We start from the raw sequence: 25,656 nt of genomic DNA on the forward strand, positions 1-25,656 counted from the left end.
GAGACGAAAATGCGACAGCGGATGCGGCGCCGTCATTGCATCGTCACGCACGCTGTCGTATTCTTGCGCCCATGAACCGCAATCTGTCCGCCCTCCGACGTCGCCGCTCGCTCCCCGCCAGGGAAGCCGTCGGCTCGTAGCGGACGCGCGCCTCGCAAGCAATCGGCAGGCGCGCAATCGGTCAAAACCGCAAAGCCACGGACTACCGTGGCTTTTTTCATTTCCCGATCACTTTCCTTCACTTATCGCGGAGCCGTGCCATGCAATCGACGCAGAACCCGACGCAGTCGCTGATGTACATCACCAACCGGCCGGACATCGTCTATACGCGCGGCGCGGGCTCATGGCTCTTCGACAGCGAAGGCAAGCGCTACCTCGACTTCATTCAAGGTTGGGCCGTCAACTGTTTGGGGCACTGCCATCCCGCGATGATCGAAGCGTTGGAGACGCAGGCGCGCCAGCTCATCAACCCTTCGCCGGCCTTCTACAACGAGCCGATGGTCAATCTCGCCGCGCTGCTGACCGAGCACAGCGTCTTCGACAAGGTCTTCTTCGCCAACAGCGGCGCCGAAGCGAACGAAGGCGCGATCAAGCTCGCCCGCAAATGGGGCAAGAAGTTCAAGAACGGCGCCTACGAAATCATCACTTTCGATCACAGCTTCCACGGTCGCACGCTGGCGACGATGTCCGCGAGCGGCAAACCGGGCTGGGATACCCTCTACGCCCCGCAAGTGCCGGGCTTTCCCAAGGCGGATCTGAACGACATCGCGTCGGTCGAAAAGCTCATCGGCGACAAGACGGTAGCCGTCATGCTCGAGCCGATTCAAGGGGAAGGCGGCGTGATTCCGGCCACGCCTCAGTTCATGCGCGAGTTGCGCGAGCTGACGAAGCGCCATGGCTTGCTGCTGATCGTCGATGAAGTGCAAAGCGGCTGTGGCCGAGCGGGCACCCTGTTCGCCTACGAACTCTCCGGCATCGAGCCCGACATCATGACGCTCGGCAAAGGCATCGGCGGCGGCGTGCCGCTCGCGGCGCTGCTCTCCAAAGCAGACGTGGCCGTATTCGAGGCCGGCGATCAGGGCGGCACCTACAACGGCAATCCGTTGATGACGGCAGTCGGTTATGCGGTCATCAAAACGCTCACGGCACCGGGTTTTCTGGAAGGCGTGCGCGCGCGCGGCGAATACCTGCGCGCGAAGCTGCTCGAACTCTCGGCCGAGCGCGGCTTCGAGGGCGAGCGCGGCGAGGGGCTGCTGCGCGCATTGTTGCTCGGCAAGGACATCGGCCCGCAGATCGTCGAGAAGGCTCGCGACATGCAGCCCGTGGGCCTGCTGCTGAACGCCGCGCGGCCGAACTTGCTGCGCTTCATGCCGGCACTGAACGTGACCAACGAAGAAATCGATCAGATGATGGCGATGCTGCGCACCGTGCTCGATTCGCTTTGATCGGCGTCGCACATGGGCGCGGTGAGTCCAAACTCGCCGCGCTTGCGAAACCCCGATAAAAAAGCCGCATGCGTGCACCACGCATGCGGCTTTTTGCTACGACTTAACCCGGATTACATCGAGACCTTGTTGATGAAGGTCCGCTTGCCGTCCTTGTAGCCGTAGATCGAAATGACGCCGTGCTTCAGGTCGCCCTTCGCATCGAACGTCGTCTCGCCGATCACGCCCTTGTAATCGGTCGCGGGCAACGCGGCGAGGATCTTCGCCGGATCGACCGAGTTCGCGCGCTTCATCGCGTCCACGATGATGTAGACGGCATCGTACGTATACGGCGAGTACAGCACGACGTCTTGATCGTAGCGCTTCTTGTACTTCGCCGCGAACGCGGCACCGCCGGCCATTTGGTCGAGACCGACACCGGCTTGCGAGCAGACGATGTTGTCCGCCGCGTTGCCGGCCAGATCGGCGATGTTGGCCGTGCACACGCCGTCGCCCGCGAGGATCTTCGCGCGCAGACCCAGTTGCTTCGCTTGCTTCGCGAACGGACCGCCCGTCGCGTCCATTGCACCGACCATGATCGCGTCGGGGTTTTCGCCCTTGATCTTCGTCAGAATGGCGCGGAAGTCGACCGCCTTGTCGTTCGTGGCGTCATGCGACACGACGTTCATCCCAGCGGCCTTCGCAGCCGTTTCGAATTGCTGCGCCAAGCCCTGACCGTAAGCGGTCGAGTCGTCGACGATCGCAATCTTCTTCACGTGCATTTCCTTGGCCGCGTAGTTCGCGAGCGCCGGACCTTGCTGAGCGTCGGTCGCGACGACCCGGTAGGTCGTCTTGAAGCCTTGCTCCGTGTACTTCGGATTCGTCGCGGACGGCGAGATCTGCACGACGCCGGCGTCGCTATAGATCTTGGAGGCGGGAATCGACGTGCCCGACGTTTCGTGTCCGACGACGGCGACGACCTTATCGTCGACGAGCTTTTGCGCGACCTGCGTCGCTTGGCGCGGATCGCCCGCGTCGTCTTGCGGATCGAGTTGGAGCGTCACCTTTTGGCCGCCGATCACGAGGCCCTTCGCGTTGATCTCTTCGATCGCGAGACGCGCGCCGTTTTCGTTGTCCTTACCTTGGTGAGCCGAGCCGCCCGTGAGCGGTGCGACGTGGCCGATCTTCACGACCGTGTCGGCATAAGCGGCGTTTGAAAGTGCAAAAGAAAGCGCGGCGGCTGCCGCGCAGCCGGTGAGAAGCGACTTAATCACTGTAGTTATCCCCTTGTTGGATCGGGTTTGAGTGAGACTACTGCATGCGGGCCGTGGGCCCATTGACGGCGCCCGTGCTTCTCGCACGGGCGCGCGAGAGATAGCGTTACTCGCCGAGATAGGCTGCCCGCACCTTCGGATCGTCGAGCATCTGCTTGGCGTCGCCCGACATCGTGACCATACCAGAATCCATCACGTAGCCGCGGTTAGCCGCCTGCAGCGCGAGGCGCGCGTTCTGCTCCACGAGCAGCACAGTCAGGCCTTCCTTGGAGATGTCGCGCACGACTTCGAAGATCTTTTCGACCATGATCGGCGACAGACCCATCGACGGCTCGTCCAGCAGCAACAGCTTGGGACGGCTGATGATCGCGCGCGCCATCGCCAGCATCTGCTGCTCGCCGCCCGAGAGCGTACCGGCCAACTGCTTGGCGCGTTCCTTCAAGCGCGGAAAGTAGCCGAACATACGCTCGACGTCGCTTTGAATGCCGTCGTTGTCGCTACGCAGATACGCGCCCATCTGCATGTTTTCGAGAATCGACATGCGCGCGAAAATGCCGCGGCCTTCCGGCACCATCGCCAGACCGCGCTTGAGCAGCTCGTGCGCCGGCACGCCCTTGATCGACTGGCCGAGGTATTCGATGTCGCCGGCCGAGTACGGCTTCAGGCCCGTAATGGCCTTCATCGTCGTCGTCTTGCCCGCGCCGTTCGCGCCGATCAGCGTGACCAGCTCGCCCTGCGCGACTTCCATGTCGACGCCCTTGACTGCCTGGATGCCGCCGTAATTGACCTGCAGGCCCTTGATTTTCAACATTGCCGTAGCCATCAGTGGACCCCCGCGCCCAGATATGCCTCAATCACCTTCGGGTTCTTCTGCACGTCTTGCGGCAGACCTTCAGCGATCACCTTGCCGTAATCGAGCACCGTCATGCGATTGCACAGGTGCATCACGAGCTTCACGTCGTGTTCGATCAACAGAATCGTCTTGCCGTCGTCGCGAATCTTCTCCAGAAGACGCGTGAGTTCGACCTTCTCCGTGGCGTTCATCCCCGCCGCCGGCTCATCGAGCGCGAGCAGCTTCGGATCGGTGGCCAATGCGCGCGCGATCTCGAGACGGCGCTGGTGGCCGTACGAGAGGTTACGCGCCGTGTAGTCGGCGTATTGCAGCACGCCCACGTAGTCGAGCAGTTCGAGCGCGCGCTCTTTGATTTCGCGCTCTTCCTGACGCTCGGCCGGCGTTTGGAACACCGCGCCGAGCAAGCCGTGCTTGGTGCGCACATGGCGGCCCACCATCACGTTCTCGAGCGCCGTCATGCCGCCGAACAAACGAATGTTCTGGAACGTACGCGCGATACCGGCCTGGGCCACTTGGTGCACGGCCGTCGGCGTGTAGTCTTTCCCGTCGAGCTTGAAGTCGCCCGAATCGGGCGTGTACAACCCCGTGATCACGTTGAAGAACGTGGTCTTGCCTGCGCCGTTCGGGCCGATCAAACCGTAGATCGTCCCTTCCTCGATTTGCAGGCCCACGTCCGACAGCGCTTGCAGGCCGCCGAACCGCTTGTTCACGCCCTTGACGGACAAACGAATGCTTTTATTGCTCATGTCTTGTTTCCTCCGCTCTCAAGCGCGCACGGGCTTCTTGGCGTTGCGCTTGGCCAGTTTCGCGATCTTGTCCTCATGCTTCGGCGCGGGCCACAGGCCTTCCGAGCGGTAGAGCATGATCAGAACCATCGCCAGACCGTACAGCAACTGACGGATCACTTCCGTATCCAGGATCTGATGGCCGAACAGCCAGTGCTGCAGCGGGCCCATCGTCGAGCGCAGGAATTCCGGGAAGATGGCGAGCAGCACCGCGCCCAGGATCACGCCGGGGATATGCCCCATGCCGCCGAGCACCACGCAGGCGAGCACCACGACCGATTCCCAGAACGTGAACGACTCGGGCGAAACGAACCCTTGGAAGCCGCCGAACATGGCGCCCGACAGGCCGCCGAACGACGCGCCCATCGCGAATGCGAGCAGCTTGACGTTACGCGTGTTGATGCCCATTGCCTTGGCGGCGATTTCGTCTTCGCGAATCGCGGCCCAAGCGCGGCCGATACGCGAGTGCTGCAGACGCGTACACACCCAGATCACGAACAGCGAGCACAGCACGAACAGGTAGTAGTACAGGTACACCGACGGCAGTTGCACGCCGAAAATCGTATGCGTTTGCGAGAGGCTGAAGCCGGCCACGTGCACCGGATCGACGCCGGTAATACCCTGCGGCCCGTTCGTGATGTTCAGCGGGCGGTCAAGGTTGTTCATGAAGATCCGCACGATTTCACCGAAACCGAGCGTCACGATCGCCAGGTAGTCGCCGCGCAGACGCAGCGTCGGCGCACCGAGCAGCACCCCGAACAGCGCCGCCAAGCCCGCGGCGATCGGCACGATCAGGAAATACGACAGATGCAGACCGTTCGGCCAAATGCGGCCGATCCATTCGAACTGGTTGGCCAGATGCGGCGAGGTCAGCAGCGCGGCGGTGTACGCGCCCACCGCGTAGAACGCGATATAGCCCAAATCCAGCAGGCCGGCGAAGCCCACCACGACGTTCAGGCCCAGCGCCAGCATCACGTAGAGCATCGCGAAGTCGAGCACGCGAACCCAGTAGTTGCCGCCGGCCGCGCCGATGATCATCGGCGCGGCAATAACGAAGATAGCCGTGAGAACACCCACGACGAGCGTCTTCGTGGCATTTTTCTCGGGGATGAGCGTAGTGGACGGCTCGATCGGTTGAATTGAAGTCATTTTGCTTTGCTCCTTGCCCTTACGCGCGGTCCGCGACACGTTCGCCGAGCAGACCCGACGGACGGAAGACCAAGACGATGATCAGCACGACGAATGCGAACACGTCTTGATAGTTACTGCCGAATACGCCGCCCGTGAGGTTGCCGATGTAGCCGGCGCCGAGCTGTTCGATCAGGCCCAGCACCACGCCGCCGACCATGGCGCCGCCGAGGTTGCCGATGCCGCCGAGCACCGCGGCGGTGAACGCCTTCATGCCCGGGATGAAACCCATATAGAAGTGCACGTTGCCGTATTCAGACGCGATCATCACGCCGGCCAAGGCCGCAAGAGCCGAGCCGATCATGAACGTTGCCGAAATCACGAAGTTCGGGTTCACGCCCATCAGGCTGGCGACGTTCGGGTTCTCGGCGATAGCGCGCATCGCACGGCCGAGCTTCGTCTTGTGCACGAGCAGCAGCAAGCCCGCCATCACGAGGAAGGCGACGACGATGATCGTGATTTCGGTCATCGAGATCACCGCGCCGACCGACGTGTCGGTCGGCTTCAGGACGTTGATCGGATCGGTCGAGATGAGCTGCGGGAACGGCAGCGGGTTGCGCGACCAGATCATCATGGCGAGCGTTTCGAGCAGGATCGACACGCCGATGGCGGTGATCAGCGGCGCCAGGCGCGGCGCGCGGCGCAGCGGCCGGTACGCGGTGCGCTCGATCAGGTAACCGACGACGGCGCAAACCGCGGCGGCGACGAGGAGCCCGATGATGAGCGTCGGGATGTTGCCGAGCCCGGGGAAGTGGTTATGCAGCACGTTGATGGTGGACAGCGCGACCATCGCACCGACCATCAGCACGTCGCCGTGAGCGAAGTTGATGATGCCCAAGATGCCGTACACCATCGTATAGCCCAGTGCAATGATGGCGTAGACGCTACCAAGCACCAGACCGTTGAGGATCTGCTGGATGAAGATATCCATTTAAAGCTCCTTAGCCCGTGCGACTGGATCTTCGCTTCGCGCCGGTTGTAACGCGGACGGTCGGCGAAAACCGCAACGGCACTGCGGGTACTGATAAAAAAACCGGTAAGGGTCGGCCGCCTCACGGATACCGCTCGAAGCCGTGATTCGGCGGCAGACCCGGTGAGGCGGATGCAAAAACGGCACCGTCGGGTATCCGGTGCCGTCGCGTTGCCATGCTCCGTCACTACACCTTCACGACGTCGAGAACCGCGCATGCGCTGTCCTTGAAGTCGTGAAGCGTAATGGCGCCGTCTCGCGAACCGCCGTGCCCGCCGAGGGTGATGAGGGCCATCCACGCACGTTCATGCGCGGGGGTCATCGCCTTCAGCGTCTTGGGCGTCTCGATCGAGGCGGCACACTTCTTTGCGCCGGACGCCGCACAAGCGGCATGCAGCGCCAGCGTGCGGATGCCGTCTTCGCCGTACCGCGCAAAGCCTGCATCCTGATGTCGGCACGCGGGCATTGAGCCTGCCTGCAAACCGACGCGATACCGCCGCGCATCGAGCGCGGACGGCATCCCCTTGCCGGCACGCACGCCGCCCGCAAGGATTGTTGCTCCGATTTCGAGTGCGGCCTGCGCTGCAGGCAACACACTCAGCGAAAATGTTCCGCCATACCCACGCGTGCTCGGTCGAGCGCGCCCGGTGCGGTTGGGGATAATCGCCGGCGCCGGCATAAGCCGATGCGAGCGAGCTGGCCGCGCGTGGTCGCTCAACCGCGACGCCGCCTGCTTTTTATTTTGTTTGTCCTGATCCAAACGCACGGAGCGTACCGCCGGCCACCCGGCCTGCCCCACGGAGACGTTAGCCGCCGTCTCGTTCACCGGCGCCCCGGCCCTCGCCGCGATACCGATGCTCGCCTCGCCGCCTCTCGTGATGCCCGATGCGGCGTAAGCAAACTTGACTTGCATTAACTAGGTCTCCTGCGCCTTGCTCAATACCGATGCCAGAAGGCCCGGGGACCTTGAGGACGCGCGCATTGTAACTCTAATTGCCGAATGGCCAATATGCTGAATCGCCAGGGTTTTCCTGCATTGCAACCTTTTTTTGGGACCCTTATTTGGTGCATATCGCAACCAAGTTGCAACTTTTCAGCATTTATTGGGAGCAACCTCCCCGCACGGCGTCTCGCGGCAAATAAAAAAGCGCGCCGGAAAAGGCGCGCTTTTTTAGGCCGACTGGAATCCAAGGGAAAACCCCGAGGCGGTATATCGATCGAATCGAGGCGCGCGGCGGGCACCTCGTCCATCCTTACGCGGGCAGGGTCAGGCCGCGCGGCAACGGGAACGCGATGTTCTCCTCGATGCCGTCCAGTGCGCGGACATTGCGCACGCCGAGCTCGCGCAGCCGGGCGATCACGGCTTGCGCGAGCACCTCAGGGGCGGAGGCGCCGGCCGTCACGCCGATGCGCCGCTTACCCTCGACCCACGCGGGATCGATCTGGTCGGGAGAGTCCACCATATAGGCGGGCACGCCCCGCTTTTCCGCCACTTCGCGCAAGCGGTTCGAATTCGAACTGTTCGGGCTGCCGACGACGATCACGACGTCGCACTGCGGCGCCATGAACTTCACGGCGTCCTGGCGATTTTGCGTCGCATAACAAATGTCTTGTTTCTTCGGCTCGCGAATCAGTGGGAACCGCGCCTTGAGCGCGGCGATGATATCGGCCGCATCGTCCACCGACAGCGTCGTTTGGGTGACGAATGCGATTTGCGCGGGATCGTCCACCTCGAGCGCGTTGACGTCCTCGATGCTTTCGACGAGATACATGCCCGCGCCGCATTGCCCCATCGTGCCTTCCACCTCGGGGTGGCCTTTGTGTCCGATCATGACGATGTCGAGGCCTTCCTGCCGCATCTTCGCCACTTCGATATGCACCTTCGTGACGAGCGGACACGTCGCGTCGTAAATGCGCAGCCCGCGCGTCTCGGCTTCCTCGCGCACCGCCTTGGAGACGCCGTGCGCGCTGAAAATCACCGTGCTGCCGGAAGGCACTTCATCGAGCAGTTCGACAAAGATCGCGCCCTTCTTGCGCAGATCCTCGACGACGTAGGCGTTATGGACGATCTCGTGGCGCACGTAGATCGGCGCGCCGAACAGCTTGATCGCGCGCTCGACGATCTCGATGGCGCGATCGACGCCGGCACAAAAGCCGCGCGGCTGGGCGAGCAGGATTTCCGCCTCGGCAGCGGCGAGAGAGGTGTCCGTGAGGCTCATGTCTACAAAATTCCGATGATGTGCACTTCGAACGTCAGCGCTTGGCCCGCGAGCGGGTGATTGAAATCGAATAGGGCCGACGTTTCGCCGATCTCCTTGAGCACGCCCGCGTACCGGCCGCCGCTCGGCGCATTGAATTCGATCAGATCGCCCGGAGCAAAGTCCTCGCCCACCATGCCGTTTTCGCGCAAGGTGGTGAGCGAAACGCGCTGAATCAATTCAGGATTGCGTGGACCGAACGCTTGCCCTTCATCTAGCCGGAAGGTCGAATGGTCGCCCGTCTTCATCCCCACGAGAATATCTTCCAACGGTTCGGCCAACTGCCCGGCGCCGAGCAACAGCGTCGCCGGCTTGTCGCCGAACGTGTTGACGATGTCGGCCCCATCGGCAAGCGCAAGCCGGTAGTGAAGCGTGACATGCGAACCGGCCTTCACTTCTGAAATATCGATGATGCTCATGCTTAGCTCGTTGGACAAACGTCAGGTCGCGCGGCGCGCGAGGGGCGCGAGGGACGGATGGCCGCCCCACACAAAGCTTCTATTGTAAGCCACCTCGTCGCGGGGAGTTCGCGCCCTATGAACGCGCCCCCGACAGGCGTGGGGTACCGCCTGCAAAACCGCTAATCGGAGATGCGAAGATGAAAGATAGTTCCACCGTCGTACCGTTTCGCGCGCCGCCCGGCCGCGTACGCGCCGCCAAATACCGTCCGCGGGCAGGCGCGGCGCGCGATATGCCGCGCGAGCGGCTCATCGGCGCGGGTCCCGCCGCCCTCTCCAACACCGAGCTGATCGCCATCTTTCTGTGTTCGGGCTTGCCGGGCCACGACGTCTTCGACGTCGCGCGCTCCCTGCTCGAGCGTTTCGGCTCGCTGCGCGCGATGCTCGACGCGACGCCGGCCGATTTTCACGGCTTGCGCGGCATCGGCCCCGCCAAGACGGCCGTGCTGTTGGCCGTCATCGAAATGGCGCGCCGCGCGTTGGCGGAGCAAGCTCGCGAGCGCCCGCTCGTCGATTCGACCGCCGCCGTGCAAGATTACGTCCGGCTCCTGATCGGCGCCCGCCCGCACGAAGTTTTCGTCTGTCTCTATTTAGACGCGCGCCACCGGCTGATCGACACCGAGGAAACCTCGCGCGGCTCCCTGACCCGCCTCGCCGTCTATCCGCGCGAAATCGTGCGCCGCGCGCTGGAGGCGAACGCAGCGAGCTTGATCGTGGCGCACAATCACCCGTCGGGGGCCGTCAAACCGAGTGCGAGCGACCGCCAACTCACGCAGGTTCTGCGCGACGCCCTCGCGCTGATCGACGTGCGGCTCGTCGATCACCTCGTGGTCGGTCGGCACGACATCTTTTCGTTCGCGCACGCCGGCTGGCTTTGAAGCGCGCGGCCTTCGGCATGCCCGCCACAGGTCGATGCAAATTCGGTTTGATTTTTCGGCGCTTTTTCTGCTAGAATCGCCGTCTGCCTGTTTCCAACCCCGTTCAGAAGCTTGGGGGGAGGTCGCCGCGACCGGTTGCTGATCGGCTTCCCGTGCCCGAATGGGCCGCCCGGACCGCCCGCCTTTCCTGTTAGGCCCGACCCAGGCTTGAACCCCGAATTTAAGCGTTTTAGGAGTGCTCTCATATGGCACGCGTATGCCAAGTAACTGGGAAAGCGCCGATGAGCGGCAACAACGTTTCCCACGCGAACAACAAGACGAAGCGGCGCTTCCTGCCGAATCTGCAATACCGCCGTTTCTGGGTGGAAAGCGAAAACCGTTTCGTGCGCCTGCGCGTCTCGAACGCCGGTCTGCGCCTCATCGATAAGAACGGCATCGATACCGTGCTCGCCGATCTGCGCGCACGCGGCGAAATCTAAGGAGTAAGTCATGGCCAAAGGCGCACGCGACAAGATCAAGCTGGAATCGACCGCAGGCACGGGTCATTTCTACACGACCACGAAGAACAAGCGCAACATGCCGGAAAAGATGGAGATCATGAAGTTCGATCCCGTCGCCCGCAAGCATGTGGCGTACAAGGAAACGAAGATCAAGTAATCGGTTTCCTGCGAGCCCGAAGACACGAAAAGCCCCGCCTTGTGCGGGGCTTTTTGCTGCATGCGCTACCCGTTCCGCCTCGCGGCGCGGTATGCTCCCTCGTTTCCCCGTGCGAAATCGATAGGCGGCGGGTGCAAGCCGGACCGGGGACAAAGGATTTGCAGATATGAACTTCGACGTCGTAATCGTTGGCAGCGGGCTCGCGGGGCTGACCGTCGCATTGAACCTGGCTGAAAAGCGGCGCGTCGCCGTGATCGCCAAGCGGTCGATGATGGAAGGCGCGAGCGATTGGGCGCAAGGCGGCATCGCTGCCGTGCTCGACTCGGCGGACAGCGTCGAAAATCACGTCAACGACACGCTGATCGCCGGTGGCGGCCTATGCGACGAGGGCGCCACGCGCTTCATCGTCGAACATGGCCGAGCCGCCATCGAATGGCTGATCGCCCAAGGCGTACCGTTCACGCGCGACGACGCGGCGGAACTCGGTTTCCATCTGACGCGAGAAGGCGGCCATAGCCATCGCCGGATCATTCACGCAGCCGACGCGACAGGCCACGCCGTCGTCGCGACGCTTTCCGAGCGTGTCCGCGCCCATCCGAACATCACGCTGCTCGAAGACCATTACGCGATCGACCTCATCACGTCCGACCGCCTCGGTTTGCCGGGCCGGCGCTGCCACGGTCTTTATGCACTCGACCTGGCGAGCGGCCGCACCGTCACGCTGCAAGCGCCGCATACGATTCTCGCGACGGGCGGCGCCGGTAAGGTCTATCTCTATACGACGAATCCCGACACGGCGACCGGCGACGGTATCGCGATGGCCTGGCGCGCGGGCTGCCGGGTGTCGAACATGGAGTTCATCCAGTTCCATCCGACTTGCCTGTTCCACCCCTACGCGAAATCCTTCCTGATCACCGAAGCCGTACGCGGCGAAGGCGGCAAGCTCGTGCTGCCCGACGGCACGCGCTTCATGCCGGCCCATGACGAGCGGGCCGAACTCGCGCCGCGCGACATCGTGGCACGCGCGATCGACTTCGAGATCAAGAAGCGCGGCATCGATTGCGTCTACCTCGATATCAGCCATCAGCCGGCCGAGTTCCTGCGCGAGCACTTCCCCACGATCCTCGCGCGTTGCCTTGAATTCGGCATCGACATCACCAAAGACCCGATTCCCGTGGTACCGGCCGCGCATTACACGTGCGGCGGGGTCGTGACGGATCTGGCGGGCCGCACCGACCTGGCCGGGCTCTATGCCGTCGGCGAAACGTCTTGCACGGGGCTGCACGGCGCCAATCGCCTCGCCAGCAACTCGCTCCTCGAATGCCTCGTCGTGGGGCGTTCAGCGGCCGAGGCGATCGAGGCGGAAGGCTTCGATGCCGGCGCGCATGCGCCGCTGCCCGACTGGGACGAAAGCCGCGTGTCCGATCCCGATGAGGAAGTCGTCGTTGCGCACAACTGGGACGAACTGCGCCGGCTCATGTGGAATTACGTCGGCATCGTGCGAACCGATAAGCGCCTCACGCGCGCCAAGCATCGGATCGCGATGCTGCGCGACGAGATTCAGGAGTACTACGCGAATTTCAAGGTGAGCCGCGATTTGCTCGAGCTGCGCAATCTCGTCGACGTCGCTTCGTTGATCGTCGACAGCGCCCGCTCGCGCCGCGAGAGCCGCGGCTTGCACTACTCGCGCGATTGGCCGTCGGCGTTGCCCAAGGCGCTACCGACCGTCCTCTCCCCCGAGCGCGTGCGAAACCGGAAGGTGTGAGCGCGGATCGAGCCGGCCGGCGCGGCCGGCTCTTGCCCGCGTTAAATCAAGCGCATGGAGTAGTCGGTGGCGCGCACGTCCTTCGTCAGCGCGCCGATGGAGATGCGGTCCACGCCCGTTTCGGCGATCGTGCGCACCGTGTCGAAACTCACGCCACCCGAGACCTCGAGCAGCGCGCGTCCGCCCGTCAGTTTCACGGCATCGCGCATCGCGTCGAACGAGAAATTGTCGAGCAGGATCGACTCGGCCCGGTGCGCGAGCGCCGTCTCCAATTGTTCGAGCGTTTCGACTTCGATCTGGATCGATACGCCCGCGTCGAGCGCGTAGGCCGCATCCAGAGCCGCCCCCACCCCGCCGGCCGCGGCGATGTGGTTTTCCTTGATCAGAATGCCGTCATACAACGCAAGGCGTTGGTTCATGCCGCCCCCCACGCGCACCGCGTACTTTTGCGCGAGCCGCAGACCCGGCAGCGTCTTGCGCGTATCGAGGATGCGCGCGCGGGTGCCGGCGACGGCATCGACATAGCGCCGCGTGGCCGTGGCAACGCCGGAGAGTAGTTGCAGGAAGTTTAGGCCGTTGCGTTCGGCCGTCAGCAGCGAACGGGCCGGACCGCGCAAGAAGCAGACGGCTGAATCGGCCGCCATCACGTCGCCTTCGCGGTAGCGCCAGTCGATCTCGATCGATTCGTCCACCTGCCGCATCACGGCAACGAACCACGGCACACCGCAGAGCACCGCATCCTCACGCACGAGAATGCGTGCTTCGCGAATGGAATCGGCGGGTACGAGCCCTCCGGTACGATCGCCGTCGCCGACATCCTCCGCGAGCGCATCGGCCACATTGCGCGCCAGCGCCGCATCCAACGCCGCGCCGTATTGTCCACGGAGTTCGGCGTAAAGCGGCGAGACTGCGTCGGCGATGCGCGTTCCTTGTTGCTCGGTCATATGCTCTGGTCGTCCTTTGCGCCCCGCGCGGCCACGGAAGCGGCCGCGGGGCATCAATAGATAGTCACGCTGCGCGGGAGGGGCCGCCTCAAGCCGCGCCGATGCCCGCGAACAGCGCCGTGTCGCGAGCCAGGTCGCCGCTCGCGCGCACGCGCTTCTTGTGCTCCGCCGCGAATGCAAGCATCCGGTCGATCGGCACACGTGCACGCTCGCCGATGGCCGCGTCCACGAAGATTTCGTTATGGCCGCGTTCGAGTACGTCGACCAAGTTCGCGAGCCCGTTCATCGCCATCCACGGACAGTGCGCGCAACTCTTGCAAGTCGCGCTATTGCCCGCGGTCGGCGCGGCGATAAACGTCTTGCCGGGCGCGGCGAGCCGCATCTTGTGCAAGATACCGAGATCGGTCGCGACGATGAAGTGGGTGGCGGGAAGACGTGTGGCCGCATCGATCAGTTGGGTCGTCGAGCCGACGACGTCGGCCTGCGCCACCACGCTCGCGGGCGACTCCGGGTGCACGAGCACCTTGGCGCCCGGATGCTCGGCGCGAAGCAGATCGAGTTCGATACCCTTGAACTCGTCGTGAACGAGACATGAGCCCTGCCAGAGCAGCATGTCGGCACCCGTCTGCGCCTGGATATAGCCGCCAAGGTGGCGATCCGGCGCCCAAAGGATCTTTTCGCCGCGCGCATACAGATGCTTGACGATCTCCAGGCCGATCGAGGACGTGACCATCCAATCGGCGCGCGCCTTCACGGCGGCGCTCGTATTGGCGTAGACCACGACGGTGCGGTCCGGGTGCGCGTCGCAGAACGCAGAGAATTCGTCGGCGGGACAACCCAGATCCAGCGAGCACGTGGCGTCGAGGTCTGGCATCAAGATGCGCTTGCCGGGACTCAAAATCTTGGCCGTCTCGCCCATGAACCGCACGCCCGCGACCACCAGCGTTTGAGCGTCGTGGTCGCGGCCGAAGCGAGCCATCTCGAGCGAATCGGCCACGCAGCCGCCCGTTTCGTCAGCCAACTCCTGCAGTTCGCCATCGACGTAGTAATGCGCGACGAGCACGGCTTTTTCTCGCACGAGCAGTTCACGCACACGCGCCTTGAGCCGAGCACGCTCCTCCGGCGACGGCGCCGGCGGCACCTTGGCCCAAGCGTGGCCGACGCCGCAAACGGCGCCGCCTTGCGGCTTATCGAATTCGACGGTTTTAATGGCCGGATCCATCGTGTTCTCCACTAGTCCGCCTGGCGGCGTGGGCCCCTCGACGGGCGATCGCGGTAAGACGAGCGCAACGCGGGGGCCCAAAAAAGCAACACCCCGCCAAACGCGGGGTGTGTGACGTAACGAAATTTTAATGGATTTCGCGGATCGGCGCGCTCAGCGCTTAGGCGTAACGGCGCAAACGCATGGCGAATTCCTGCAGCGCCTTGATGCCGCTTTGCTCCGCGCGATGGCACCAGTCTTGGAGTTGCGCCAGCAATTGTTCACGCGAGGCGTTCGAGCGCTCCCAGATCGCGCTCAGATCGTTGCGCAGCTCGATGAACGTGCGCAGCGTTTGGCTGTCCGCGAAGATTTCCGGAAGCTGGCGCTTTTGCGGCTCGTCGAGTCCCGCCTCGTCTTTGTGGAACCAGTTACGAGCATTGCGCATCAGTTGATACTTCTCGCGCGCACCGATTTCCTTCAAGCGCGCGAGCTCCTGGCGATAGGCGCGTTTGACCGTCTTGCCGTAGCGCGCCATCACTTCATAGCGGTTGCTCAGCACGGCTTGCAGCGTGTCTTGATCGAGCACGAGCTTGCGGGCGGCGAGCCGCGGCGTGGGCGCGATCTTCTTGACCTTGGCAAGCCCCACGGCCGACATCAAGCGGATATAGAGCCAGCCGATATCGAACTCGTACCACTTGTTCGACAGCTTCGCCGACGTCGCGTACGTATGGTGATTGTTGTGCAGCTCTTCGCCGCCGATGATGATGCCCCACGGGAAGATGTTCGTGCTCGCGTCGGCCGAGTTGAAATTGCGGTAGCCCCAGAAATGCGCGAGCCCGTTGACGACGCCGGCCGCCCAGAACGGAATCCAAACCATCTGCACGGCCCAGACCGACAGCCCGACCACGCCGAACAATGCGACGTCGATCACCATCATGATGCTCACGCCGAGGATCGGATAGCGCGTGTACACATTGCGTTCGATCCAATCGTTGGGCGTGCCGTGGCCGAAACGGCGCAGCGTTTCCTCGTTCTTCGCCTCGGCGCGATAGAGTTCGGCGCCTTCGAGCAGCACCTTCCAGATACCGCGCGTCTGCGGGCTGTGCGGATCTTCCTCGGTCTCGCACTTCGCGTGATGCTTGCGGTGGATCGAGGCCCATTGCCCCGTCAGCATGCCCGTGGTCATCCACAACCAGAAGCGGAAAAAATGACTCGCGACGGGGTGCAGATCGAGCGCCCGGTGAGCTTGGCAGCGATGGAGATAAACCGTGACGCCGATGATCGTCACGTGTGTGACGGCAAGCGTGAACAAAACGACTTGCCACCACGAGAAACGAAGGAAACCGTGTGCAAGAAAATCAAGAAGGGAGTTCAGCAAGGCGTTGTACCTGTATTACGACGACGCCATTCCCGGAGGCGGGCGTCAAAAAGTTGAAAGCTGGCTTTCAGAACTGATCGGCATTCTACTGCAACCGCCGCAAGTATTTGTAACAAATGAGGTTTTCCCCTAGGCGCGGCCGCAACGGGCGCCAGGTTTATCCCGATTTACGGCGCGCGCCGGGCGGTGCGGCGGATCGACGCAGATGACGATCGCGCACCCCTCGATGCATCGCCAGCGAACCGCGTGCCTGCCGCGCAGGCTTATGCGGCGGGCTCGTCCGCCGGCAGCGTCCCGTTCGCGCCTTCGCGCCCTATTTCTACCGCGCCGCCGAGCCCTAACGGCAGGGCCCCGCCGACGAGATGGACATCGCGCCGCGTATACGGAATCGAGATGCCGTGCTCGTTGAATAGCCGCCAAATGTTGCGGTTGATCGTCGAACGGGTTCCGGCCGTGCCCTTCGCGGCTTCTTCGATCCAAAACCCGAGTTCGAGATTGATGCCGTCCGCTCCGAAGCCGACGAGGTAGGCGGCCGGCGCCGGATCGGCGACCACGCGTTCGACGTCTCGCGCCGCCTCCACGAGCAGCGCCAACGCGCGATCGAGATCGGCCGTATAGGCGATCTGCACGGCCGCCTTCGCATAGCCGCGCGTCAGGTAAGACGAATGGTTTTGCACGACGTCGGTCACGAGCTTTTCGTTTGGAATCAGCGTCTCGATGCCGTCCAGCCCGCGCACCGTCGTGTAGCGCGTACGGATCTCGGTGACTTGGCCTTGCAGCCCCGCGACGTTGATCGTGTCGCCGATCCGCAGCGACCGGTCGATCAGGATGATGAAGCCCGAGACGTAGTTGCTCGCGATCTTTTGCAAGCTGAAGCCGAGCCCCACGCCAAGCGCCCCGCCGAACACGCCGAGGACCGTGATGTCGATGCCGACGAGCGAGAAGCTGACCAGAAGCGCCGCCAGCACGAACAGCGCGCGTCCTAGCCGCGAAAGGACGACTCTGAGGTTCGCGTCGATGGAATGCGCGCGCATCACGCGGTCCTCGTACACCGACCCGAGCCAGAGCGCGAGGATCACGGTGGCGCAAACCCACATGAGGCCCGTCGTCAGCGAGAGCAGCGTCATATGCGCCGTGCCGACGCGAAAATGGACCGACTCCATCCAGCGCAGCACGTCGTCCTGAATACCGAGCACGGTCGCCACCATGCCGATCCAGACGAGGAACGAGACCAGCTTCTCGGTGATCGAGAGCCAAGCATGAGCTTGCCCCGATCGGGCAAACACGCGGCGCGCGATGAAAAAGACGATATAGATCAACGCGATGCCGATCAGCGGCACGAGCGCGAGCTCGAGCAGCGAGGTGGACATGTACTCGTCGAGCACCGTCTGCGCCACCCAAACCAGCGCGCCGCCGAGCAATGGGAACAGCGCCTTGTGCAGGCTTTCGGCGCCGAAGCGCGCGGCTTCGTGCCGGGCTCGCCGATGCGAATCGAGCTTGCGGCGCACGAGCCGAGCGAGCAGCCACGCGACGAGCAGCGTGCCGAGCAACGTGCTCGCCTGCCAAATCATGACGGGCTCGCCGTAATCGCGAACGATTCCGGCGAGCATATGGGAGAGGATACGGTTCTGAGTCATCGATCAGGGCAAAGGGCCGCCCGCGCGGCCCTTCATATCAAGCACGGCGTTCGAGGACCGCGGCGAAAAACCCGTCGGTCGCGTGCCGATGCGGCCACAGCGACAGGTAATCGCCCATCTCGAGTTCGATTCGCTGCTCGGCGAGCACTTGCCCCGCCGGGATCAGCGCGAAGCCCGGATGATCGGCCAGGAACCGCGTGACGATCGCTTCGTTCTCGGCCTCCAGCATGCTGCAGGTCGCATAGACGAGACGGCCGCCCGTTTTCACGAGACGGGCCGCGCTCGCGAGAATCGCGCCTTGCTTGGGCACCAACTCCTCGACCGACGCGGGGCTTTGGCGCCACTTCAGATCGGGATTGCGGCGCAACGTGCCGAGACCGCTGCACGGCGCATCGACGAGCACCCGGTCGATCTTGCCGGCCAACCGTTTGATCTTCGCATCCTGTTCGCTGTCGATGAGCACCGGGTGCACGTTCGACAAACCGCTGCGCGCGAGCCGGGGCTTGAGCTTGGCCAAGCGCCGATCCGAGACGTCGAACGCATACAGGCGCCCCGTCGAGCGCATCGCGGCGCCCAGCGCCAGCGTTTTACCGCCCGCGCCGGCGCAAAAATCGACGACCATCTCGCCGCGGCGCGGAGCCACGAGCGCACACAGCAACTGGCTGCCTTCGTCCTGCACTTCGATCCAACCGTCTTCGAACGGCTTCAATTTGGTCAACGCCGGCTTGCCCGCGACACGCACGCCGAGCGGCGCGAACGGCGTTGCCCCGGCGTCGATCCCCGACGCTCGCAATGCGTCGAGCACCTCTTCTCGATTGGCCTTGATCGGGTTCACGCGCAGATCGAGCGGCGCCGGGTAGTTCAGCGCGGCGGCCAGTTGCGAGAGCTCTTGCTCGTCGAACCGCTTCGCGAGCGCTTCGACGATCCACTCGGGCAGGTTCGTGCGCACGCGCAGAGGCAAGCTGGCCGGATCGATTTTCGACACGTGCTCGAGCCAGGCGCCTTCGGCCTCTGATACGAACGGCGCCACCGCCGCGCGGCCCGCCGTCTGCATTAGGCCGAGCAGCGCCAGGCGCCGCGTGGGGTTGCCGCTGCCGCTCTCCGCCAAATGCGCGAATTCCATGCGCCGGCGCAAAACGGCGAACACGGCCTCGGCGATGATCCCGCGCTCGGCATGGCCGAGCTTCGGATGCGCACGGAAAAACCGGCTCGTCGTCGCGTCGGCCGGGCCGGTGAACTTCAGAATCTCCGCCAGCAGCGTTTCCGTTTGGCCGATCAAAAAGCCATGCAGCGCGGAGTCGCGCCGGGCGCTGCCGGTACGACCCGCAACGCGGCCGGCGTTATCCTTGGGCGAGCCTTTTGCCGCACCTTTGTCTTTCTTCTTCATGCTTTTCATGCGCTCGTCCCTTCGGTATCCGAGAAAAACCATTGCGGTTCGGGCGGCGTGACCGTGACGCGCAGCCCCGCGAGCGTCAAACGCCCTTCAACGAACCAGCGCACGGCGCGCGGATAGATCGCGTGCTCGACGGCCAGCAGGCGCCGCGCGAGCGAGCGCGCGTCGTCCGCGGCCGTCACGGGAATCGCCCCTTGTACGACGATCGGGCCGTGGTCGAGTTCGGGCGTAACGAAATGGACGGTCGCGCCGTGCAGCGTGACGCCGGCTTGCAGCGCGCGCTCATGCGTGCGCAGGCCGGGAAAGCTCGGCAGCAGCGACGGGTGGATATTGAGCATGCGGCCCGCGTAGCGCTCGACGAACGTCAGCGTCAGCACGCGCATGAAACCGGCAAGCACGACGAGGTCGGGCGAAAAGCCGTCGACGACGCCGGCGAGGGCCGCATCGAAGGCCTCGCGATCGGCAAAGCCCCCGTGTTCGACGACGGCCGTCGCGATGCCGTGGGCTGCCGCGAACGCGAGCCCGGGCGCATCGGGCCGGTTCGACACGACCGCCGCGATGCGCGCCGGCCAGCGCTCGGCGGCGCAGGCGCGTACGATGGCTTCCATGTTGCTGCCGCGCCCGGAAATCAAAATCACGATATTTTTCATCCCGCGATTTTATCACCCGGGGGACCCGCGAAAGCCGCGCGCAGCCGCGCCGGTCCCCGAGCGTTTATAATCTTCTGCTTTGCGGCATTTGCCGCGCGCCCATCGATGTATGGCTTCGCGGCCCAGCGCCGCCCACCCCAACGGCTATCGTGAGAGTCTTCCGCGGTCTTCCCAACGCCGAAAGCCGCGCGCCCTGCGCGCTGACGATCGGCAACTTCGACGGTGTCCACCGCGGCCACCAGGCGTTGCTCGCCCGTGTGAGCGAGGCGGCGCATGCGCGCGGCCTGCCGGTCTGCGTGATGACCTTCGAGCCGCACCCGCGCGAGTTTTTCAACCCGGCGGGCGCGCCGCCGCGGATCGCCATGCTGCGCGACAAGCTCGAGGCGCTGCGCACCAACGGGGTCGATCGCGTCGTTGTCGAGCACTTCAACCATACGTTCGCGAGTCAAACGCCCGAGGCGTTCGTCAAACGGATCTTGGTCGACGGCTTGCACGCGCGCTGGGTCCTGATCGGCGACGATTTCCGCTACGGCGCCAAGCGCGCGGGCGACTTCGTCTCGCTGAAGGCGGCCGGCGAGCAGTACGGCTTCGAGGTCGAGCAGATGCCGACCGTCGCCGACCCGAGCGGCGCCCGCATTTCGAGTTCGGGCGTGCGCGCCTCGCTCGTCGCGGGCGATCTCGATGCGGCGCGCGCCGCGCTCGGCCGGCCTTATCAGATCAGCGGGCACGTCACGCATGGACTCAAGCTGGGGCGCGACCTGGGCTTCCCCACGCTCAATTTGCCGATCGCGCACAAGCGCCCCGCGCTCGCGGGGATCTTCGTCGTGCGCGTTCACGGTATCGAGGACGTCCCGTTGCCGGCCGTCGCGAGTCTCGGGCTGCGCCCTACCGTCGACGATTCGGGGCGCGTGCTGCTCGAGGTTCATTTACTCGATTGGCACGGCGACGCCTATGGCAAACTCGTGCGCGTCGAATTCCTGAAAAAGCTGCGCGACGAGAAGAAGTACCCCGATCTCGAAACGCTGACGGCGGCCATCGCCCACGACGTGGCGGTCGCCCGCGCTTACTTCGCGGCGCTCGGCGGGGCGAACGCCGCGCCGGGCTCGACGGGCGCCGCGGCGACGAGCGATAGCGCGCCGGGCAGCCGATCGACGGGGTTTTCCACATCGGCGACAGACCGAATTCGCTGACCGGCCCGCACGAACGCCGGCCCGCGCGCAAGAAGCGTTGGGTCGTGCAATACGACAGATCAATACCGAAGCGCCCACGGCTCGGGCGCCCACCGTTTTCAGCGATAGCACCATGAGCGACAAAAAAGCCGATTCGAAATCCCAGGCCAAGTATCCGGTCAACCTGCTCGACACGCCCTTCCCCATGCGCGGCGACTTGCCCAAGCGCGAACCGCAATGGGTCAAAGGCTGGCAAGAGAACCGCATCTACGAGAAGATCCGCGCCGCCAGCAAGGGCCGGCCGCTGTTCGTGCTGCACGACGGCCCCCCGTACGCCAACGGCGACATCCACCTCGGGCACGCGGTCAACAAGATCCTGAAGGACATCATCGTCAAGTCGCGCAACATGGCGGGCTTCGACGCGCCCTACGTGCCGGGCTGGGATTGCCACGGCATGCCGATCGAAATCCAGATCGAGAAGAAGTTCGGCAAGTCGCTGCCGGCCGAGGAAGTCCAGCGCAAGGCGCGCGCGTACGCGGGCGAGCAAATCGAAACGCAAAAGGCAGGCTTTAGGCGGCTTGGCGTCCTCGGCGATTGGGACAACCCGTACAAGACGATGAATTTCTCGAACGAGGCGGCCGAGATCCGCGCGCTCGCGAAAATTCTCGAGAAGGGCTACGTCTTCCGCGGCTTGAAGCCCGTGAACTGGTGCTTCGACTGCGGTTCCGCGCTGGCCGAGGCCGAAGTGGAATACAAGGACCGCGTCGATCCGTCGATCAGCGTGCTGTTCCCGTTCGCGGAGCCCGAAAAAACGGCGCAAGCGTTCGGCCTCGCAGCCCTGCCGCGCGCCGAGGGCGGCATCGTCATCTGGACGACCACGCCCTGGACGATCCCGGCCAACCAAGCATTGAACGTGCACCCCGAACTCGACTATGCGCTCGTCGATACGGAGCGCGGTCTGCTCGTGCTCGCACAAGAGCGCGTCGATGCATCGCTCAAGCAGTTCGGCCTGACGGGCAGCGTCATCGCCACCGCGGCGGGCGCGAAACTCGTCAATCTGCGCTTTCATCATCCGCTCGCATCGGCGCATCCGGGCTACAAGCGCACCGCGCCCGTTTATCTCGGCGAATACGTGACGATCGATTCGGGGACGGGCGTCGTGCACTCGTCGCCGGCCTACGGCGTCGAAGACTTCGTCTCGTGCAAGTCGCACGGCATGGCCGATTCCGACATCATCAACCCCGTGATGGGCGACGGCCGGTATATCGAATCGCTGCCGCTCTTCGGCGGGCTCACCATCTGGGAAGCCAATCCCAAAGTCGTCGAGGCGCTGACCGCCGCGGGCACGCTGCTGCATACCGAGAAGTATCAGCATAGCTACATGCATTGCTGGCGCCACAAGACGCCGATCATCTACCGCGCCACGTCGCAATGGTTCGCGGGCATGGACTTGACGCCGAAGGAAGGCGGCGCGACGCTGCGCGAAACGGCATTGGCCGGCGTCGAGGCCACGGCGTTCTACCCGTCGTGGGGTAAGCAGCGGCTGTTCAACATGATCGCGAATCGCCCCGACTGGACGCTCTCGCGCCAACGTCAATGGGGCGTACCAATGGCGTTCTTCGTGCACAAGGAGACGGGCGAATTGCATCCGCGCACGCTCGAGTTGCTCGAAGCCGTCGCACAGCGCGTCGAGGCCGGCGGGATCGAGGCATGGCAAACGCTCGACCCGCGCGAACTGCTTGGCGACGACGCCAATCTCTATGAAAAGAACCGCGACACGCTCGACGTCTGGTTCGATTCGGGCACGACCCATTGGCACGTGCTGCGCGGCTCGCATAAAGCGGTCTCGCATTTTCCGGCCGATTTGTACCTCGAAGGTTCCGACCAGCACCGCGGCTGGTTCCACTCGTCGCTGCTGACCGCTTCGATGCTCGACGGCCGCGCGCCGTATCGCGCGCTGCTCACGCACGGCTTCACCGTCGACGGCGAAGGCCGCAAGATGAGCAAGTCGCTCGGCAACGGGATTGACCCGCACGACGTGGCGAACCGGCTCGGCGCCGAGATCATCCGCCTATGGATCGCCTCGACCGACTACTCGGGCGAGCTCGCGATCTCCGAGGAAATTCTCAAGCGCGTCACCGAGAGCTATCGCCGCATCCGCAACACGCTGCGCTTCTTGCTCGCGAACCTGTCCGATTTCGATTACGCCCAGCATGCGTTGCCGGTGGACGCTTGGCTGGAGATCGACCGCTACGCCGTGGCGCTGGCCGGCGAATTGCAAAAGGACATCCTCGCGCACTACGAGAAGTACGAATTCCACCCGGTGGTCGCCAAGCTGCAGACGTTCTGCTCGGAGGATCTCGGCGGGTTCTATCTCGACGTCCTCAAGGATCGCCTCTACACGAGCGCGGCGAACTCGCCCGCACGCCGTTCGGCGCAAACGGCGCTGTATCACATCGCCCAAGGGTTGCTGCGCGTCATGGCGCCGTTCCTTTCGTTCACGGCCGAGGAAGCATGGAAAGTCTTCCAACCGGGCAGCGATACGATCTTTACCGAAACGTACTACGCATATCCCGGCGTCCCGGCAGCGGAGGGCTTGCTCTCGAAATGGTCGCTGCTGCGGGCGGTACGCGGCAACGTCATGAAGGCGCTCGAGGAAGCACGCTCGACCGATCAAATCGGCTCGTCGCTGCAAGCGGAAGTGACCGTGCGCGCAACGGGCGCAGCTTATGACGCGCTCGCGAGCCTCGGCGACGATCTGAAATTCGTCTTCATCACCTCAGATGCGACGCTCGTGAAGGTCGACTCGGACGCCGACGAAGGCGTCGATGTGATCAGCTCGAAGTACCTCAAATGCGAACGCTGCTGGCACTATCGCGCCGACGTGGGCGCGCACCCCGACCATCCGACGCTATGCGGGCGGTGCTTCAGCAACCTGTTCGGCGATGGCGAAAAAAGGAGCGCGGCATAATGGCTAAATCGCGTTCGATGCAAACGAGCACGTCGTCGTCCCTGGCTCCGTGGCTCGGCATTTCGCTGATCGTCATCTTGTTCGATCAGCTCACGAAGATCGCGGTCAAGAAGGTGTTCGCTTATGCCACGCCTTACGCCATCACGCCGTTCTTCAATTTCCTGCTGCTGTTCAACCGCGGGGCCGCGTTCAACTTTTTGTCGGAGGCCAGCGGCTGGCAACGATGGGCCTTCACGGCGCTCGGTGTGGCGGCGGCCTGCGTGATCGTGTACTTGCTCAAGCGCCACGGCAATCAGCGGCTCTTTTGCACCGCGCTGGCGCTCATCATGGGCGGTGCGCTCGGTAACGTCATCGACCGGCTCGTGCATGGCCGCGTGATCGACTTCCTCGACTTTCACGTCGGCGGCTGGCATTGGCCCTCGTTCAACTTGGCGGACAGCGCGATCGTCGTCGGCGCCGCGCTGCTCGTGCTCGACGAGTTGCGTCGCGTGCGCGGCGCGCGCTAAAGTCCGGCGCGGGCCGCATCGCCGCAGCGGTATGCGGCCCGTCCTGTCACGCGTGCATTCGGAGGCAACGTTGGCAACCGCAGAACTCGAAGGCAAGCGCGTCCTGCTCGGTATGACGGGCGGCATCGCTTGTTACAAGATCGCCGAGCTCACGCGGCTCATGACGAAGGCCGGCGCGAGCGTGCAGGTCGCGATGACCGAAGCCGCGACGCAGTTCATTACGCCCGTCACGATGCAGGCGTTGTCGGGGCATCCCGTGTTCACGAGCCAATGGGATGCGCGCATCGACAACAACATGCCGCATATCGATTTGTCGCGCGCCGCCGATGCCATCGTCATCGCGCCGGCCTCGGCGGATTTTCTGGCCAAGCTCGCGCACGGGCGTGCCGACGATTTGCTCTCGATCCTTTGCCTCGCGCGCGAGTGCCCGCTACTCGTCGTCCCCGCCATGAACCGGCAGATGTGGAGCAATCCGGCCACTCAGCGCAACGTCGCACAATTGCGGGCGGACGGCGTGATCATCCTCGGCCCCGACGCGGGATCGCAGGCCTGCGGCGAGGTCGGCGAAGGCCGCATGATCGAACCGGAAGCCGCGTACGAAGCCATCGTCTCGTTCTTCCGGCCGAAGTTGCTCGCCGGCCGGCGCGTGCTGATCACCGCGGGCCCGACGTTCGAGCCGATCGACCCCGTGCGCGGGATCACGAACCGCTCGAGCGGCAAGATGGGCTTCGCGCTCGCGCGGGCCGCGAGCCAAGCCGGCGCCGACGTGCGGTTGATCGCGGGCCCCGTTGCGCTCTCCACACCATGGGGCGTCGAGCGTGAGGACGTGGAAACGGCACAGCAGATGCACGATGCCGTCATGCACGCCGTGGCCGACTACGACGTATTCGTCGCGGTGGCGGCCGTGGCCGACTGGCGCGTTGCACAGGCGAGCGAGCACAAGATCAAAAAGACCGAGACGCACTCGGTGCCGACGTTGTCGTTCGTCGAAAATCCCGACATTCTCGCCACGGTGGCGCATCTGCCGAACCCGCCGTTTTGCGTCGGTTTTGCAGCGGAGAGCGGCAACCTCGAAGCAAACGGCGAACAGAAGCGGATGAGAAAGAACGTTCCGCTCTTGATCGGCAACCTCGGCCCCGCCACGTTCGGTCGCGACGATAACGAGGTCGTGCTGTTCGATGCTTCGGGGGTGACGCGGTTGCCGCGCGCGGGCAAGGACGCGTTGGCGAGCGTGCTGATCGCCGAGATTGCGCGGCGCCTGCCCGACGCAAGCCTCATCTCCTAGCTGGACCTGACG

At 64.1% G+C, this 25,656-nt stretch carries 23 protein-coding genes; 9 read left to right on the plus strand and 14 right to left on the minus strand.

Translation table 11 applies throughout. From position 1 onward, the window contains the following. The first annotated feature begins 260 nt into the window (after window positions 1-260). Complete coding sequence (locus tag DXT59_RS01790) at window positions 261-1,445, plus strand: acetylornithine transaminase (RefSeq protein ID WP_116135232.1); 1,185 nt, start codon at window positions 261-263, stop codon at window positions 1,443-1,445. Between the two features lie 113 nt (window positions 1,446-1,558). Here DXT59_RS01790 and DXT59_RS01795 read toward each other — a convergent pair whose 3' ends face one another. From DXT59_RS01795 to DXT59_RS01830, 8 genes are all read right to left on the minus strand, one after another. Beyond that, on the minus strand, window positions 1,559-2,698 hold the full coding sequence (locus DXT59_RS01795; protein ID WP_420823352.1) for a branched-chain amino acid ABC transporter substrate-binding protein: 1,140 nt from the start codon (window positions 2,696-2,698) through the stop codon (window positions 1,559-1,561). Window positions 2,699-2,804: 106 nt separating this feature from the next. After that, window positions 2,805-3,521, minus strand: coding sequence for an ABC transporter ATP-binding protein (locus DXT59_RS01800; RefSeq protein ID WP_116135233.1), 717 nt, complete (start codon window positions 3,519-3,521; stop codon window positions 2,805-2,807). Beyond that, entirely contained in the window at window positions 3,521-4,297 is a 777-nt protein-coding gene (locus DXT59_RS01805) for an ABC transporter ATP-binding protein (RefSeq protein WP_116135234.1), read from the minus strand. The genes DXT59_RS01800 and DXT59_RS01805 overlap by 1 nt, the downstream gene beginning before the upstream one ends. Before the next feature lie 18 nt (window positions 4,298-4,315). Continuing rightward, entirely contained in the window at window positions 4,316-5,485 is a 1,170-nt protein-coding gene (locus tag DXT59_RS01810) for an ABC transporter permease subunit (protein ID WP_116135267.1), read from the minus strand. A gap of 19 nt (window positions 5,486-5,504) precedes the next feature. Next, entirely contained in the window at window positions 5,505-6,455 is a 951-nt protein-coding gene (locus DXT59_RS01815) for a branched-chain amino acid ABC transporter permease (protein ID WP_116135235.1), read from the minus strand. A 226-nt stretch (window positions 6,456-6,681) separates the two neighbouring features. After that, window positions 6,682-7,320, minus strand: coding sequence for a hypothetical protein (locus tag DXT59_RS01820; protein ID WP_162877903.1), 639 nt, complete (start codon window positions 7,318-7,320; stop codon window positions 6,682-6,684). 427 nt (window positions 7,321-7,747) lie between these two features. Next, window positions 7,748-8,713, minus strand: coding sequence for a 4-hydroxy-3-methylbut-2-enyl diphosphate reductase (ispH, locus tag DXT59_RS01825; protein WP_116135237.1), 966 nt, complete (start codon window positions 8,711-8,713; stop codon window positions 7,748-7,750). Between the two features lie 2 nt (window positions 8,714-8,715). Continuing rightward, entirely contained in the window at window positions 8,716-9,171 is a 456-nt protein-coding gene (locus DXT59_RS01830) for an FKBP-type peptidyl-prolyl cis-trans isomerase (RefSeq protein WP_116135238.1), read from the minus strand. A gap of 179 nt (window positions 9,172-9,350) precedes the next feature. On the opposite strand from DXT59_RS01830, the gene radC reads away from it, so the two are divergent. From radC to nadB, 4 genes are all read left to right on the plus strand, one after another. Further along, window positions 9,351-10,088: a RadC family protein gene (radC, locus tag DXT59_RS01835; RefSeq protein WP_116135239.1), complete on the plus strand. Its 738-nt coding sequence runs from the start codon at window positions 9,351-9,353 to the stop codon at window positions 10,086-10,088. 245 nt (window positions 10,089-10,333) lie between these two features. Next, window positions 10,334-10,567 (plus strand): 50S ribosomal protein L28, encoded by a 234-nt coding sequence (gene rpmB / locus DXT59_RS01840; protein ID WP_102648738.1) that lies wholly within the window; start codon window positions 10,334-10,336, stop codon window positions 10,565-10,567. 10 nt (window positions 10,568-10,577) lie between these two features. Next, a complete protein-coding gene (gene rpmG / locus DXT59_RS01845) occupies window positions 10,578-10,745 on the plus strand; it encodes a 50S ribosomal protein L33 (RefSeq protein ID WP_004185395.1) in 168 nt (55 codons plus the stop codon). A gap of 166 nt (window positions 10,746-10,911) precedes the next feature. Continuing rightward, window positions 10,912-12,510, plus strand: a complete 1,599-nt coding sequence (gene nadB, locus DXT59_RS01850) for an L-aspartate oxidase (protein ID WP_116135240.1) — start codon at window positions 10,912-10,914, stop codon at window positions 12,508-12,510. 41 nt (window positions 12,511-12,551) lie between these two features. Here the strand turns inward: nadB and nadC are convergent, their stop codons facing one another. The 6 genes from nadC to purN all read right to left on the minus strand — a co-directional run bounded on the left by nadC (window position 12,552) and on the right by purN (window position 19,713). Further along, window positions 12,552-13,454, minus strand: coding sequence for a carboxylating nicotinate-nucleotide diphosphorylase (gene nadC, locus DXT59_RS01855; protein WP_116135241.1), 903 nt, complete (start codon window positions 13,452-13,454; stop codon window positions 12,552-12,554). A gap of 88 nt (window positions 13,455-13,542) precedes the next feature. Then, window positions 13,543-14,676: a quinolinate synthase NadA gene (gene nadA, locus DXT59_RS01860; protein WP_116135268.1), complete on the minus strand. Its 1,134-nt coding sequence runs from the start codon at window positions 14,674-14,676 to the stop codon at window positions 13,543-13,545. A gap of 160 nt (window positions 14,677-14,836) precedes the next feature. After that, window positions 14,837-16,033 carry a DesA family fatty acid desaturase gene (locus DXT59_RS01865; RefSeq protein ID WP_116135242.1) on the minus strand — a complete coding sequence of 399 codons (1,197 nt, stop codon included), beginning with the start codon at window positions 16,031-16,033 and terminating at the stop codon, window positions 14,837-14,839. A gap of 263 nt (window positions 16,034-16,296) precedes the next feature. Beyond that, window positions 16,297-17,670, minus strand: coding sequence for a mechanosensitive ion channel family protein (locus tag DXT59_RS01870; RefSeq protein WP_116135243.1), 1,374 nt, complete (start codon window positions 17,668-17,670; stop codon window positions 16,297-16,299). 37 nt (window positions 17,671-17,707) lie between these two features. Then, window positions 17,708-19,057 carry an RsmB/NOP family class I SAM-dependent RNA methyltransferase gene (locus tag DXT59_RS01875; RefSeq protein WP_116135269.1) on the minus strand — a complete coding sequence of 450 codons (1,350 nt, stop codon included), beginning with the start codon at window positions 19,055-19,057 and terminating at the stop codon, window positions 17,708-17,710. A 5-nt stretch (window positions 19,058-19,062) separates the two neighbouring features. After that, complete coding sequence (purN, locus tag DXT59_RS01880; protein ID WP_116135270.1) at window positions 19,063-19,713, minus strand: phosphoribosylglycinamide formyltransferase; 651 nt, start codon at window positions 19,711-19,713, stop codon at window positions 19,063-19,065. Window positions 19,714-19,862: 149 nt separating this feature from the next. Between purN and DXT59_RS01885 the strand changes: the two genes are divergently transcribed. The 4 genes from DXT59_RS01885 (at window position 19,863) to coaBC (ending at window position 25,644) form a co-directional block, all read left to right on the plus strand. Continuing rightward, entirely contained in the window at window positions 19,863-20,903 is a 1,041-nt protein-coding gene (locus tag DXT59_RS01885) for a bifunctional riboflavin kinase/FAD synthetase (protein WP_116135271.1), read from the plus strand. 112 nt (window positions 20,904-21,015) lie between these two features. Beyond that, on the plus strand, window positions 21,016-23,853 hold the full coding sequence (ileS, locus tag DXT59_RS01890; protein WP_116135244.1) for an isoleucine--tRNA ligase: 2,838 nt from the start codon (window positions 21,016-21,018) through the stop codon (window positions 23,851-23,853). Further along, window positions 23,853-24,359 (plus strand): signal peptidase II, encoded by a 507-nt coding sequence (gene lspA, locus DXT59_RS01895; RefSeq protein ID WP_116135245.1) that lies wholly within the window; start codon window positions 23,853-23,855, stop codon window positions 24,357-24,359. The genes ileS and lspA overlap by 1 nt, the downstream gene beginning before the upstream one ends. A 70-nt stretch (window positions 24,360-24,429) precedes the next feature. Further along, window positions 24,430-25,644, plus strand: coding sequence for a bifunctional phosphopantothenoylcysteine decarboxylase/phosphopantothenate--cysteine ligase CoaBC (gene coaBC / locus DXT59_RS01900; protein WP_116135272.1), 1,215 nt, complete (start codon window positions 24,430-24,432; stop codon window positions 25,642-25,644). Window positions 25,645-25,656 lie beyond the last annotated feature (12 nt).

It is taken from the genome of Trinickia diaoshuihuensis, assembly GCF_003390925.1.
Taxonomy (GTDB): Bacteria; Pseudomonadota; Gammaproteobacteria; order Burkholderiales; family Burkholderiaceae; genus Trinickia; species Trinickia diaoshuihuensis.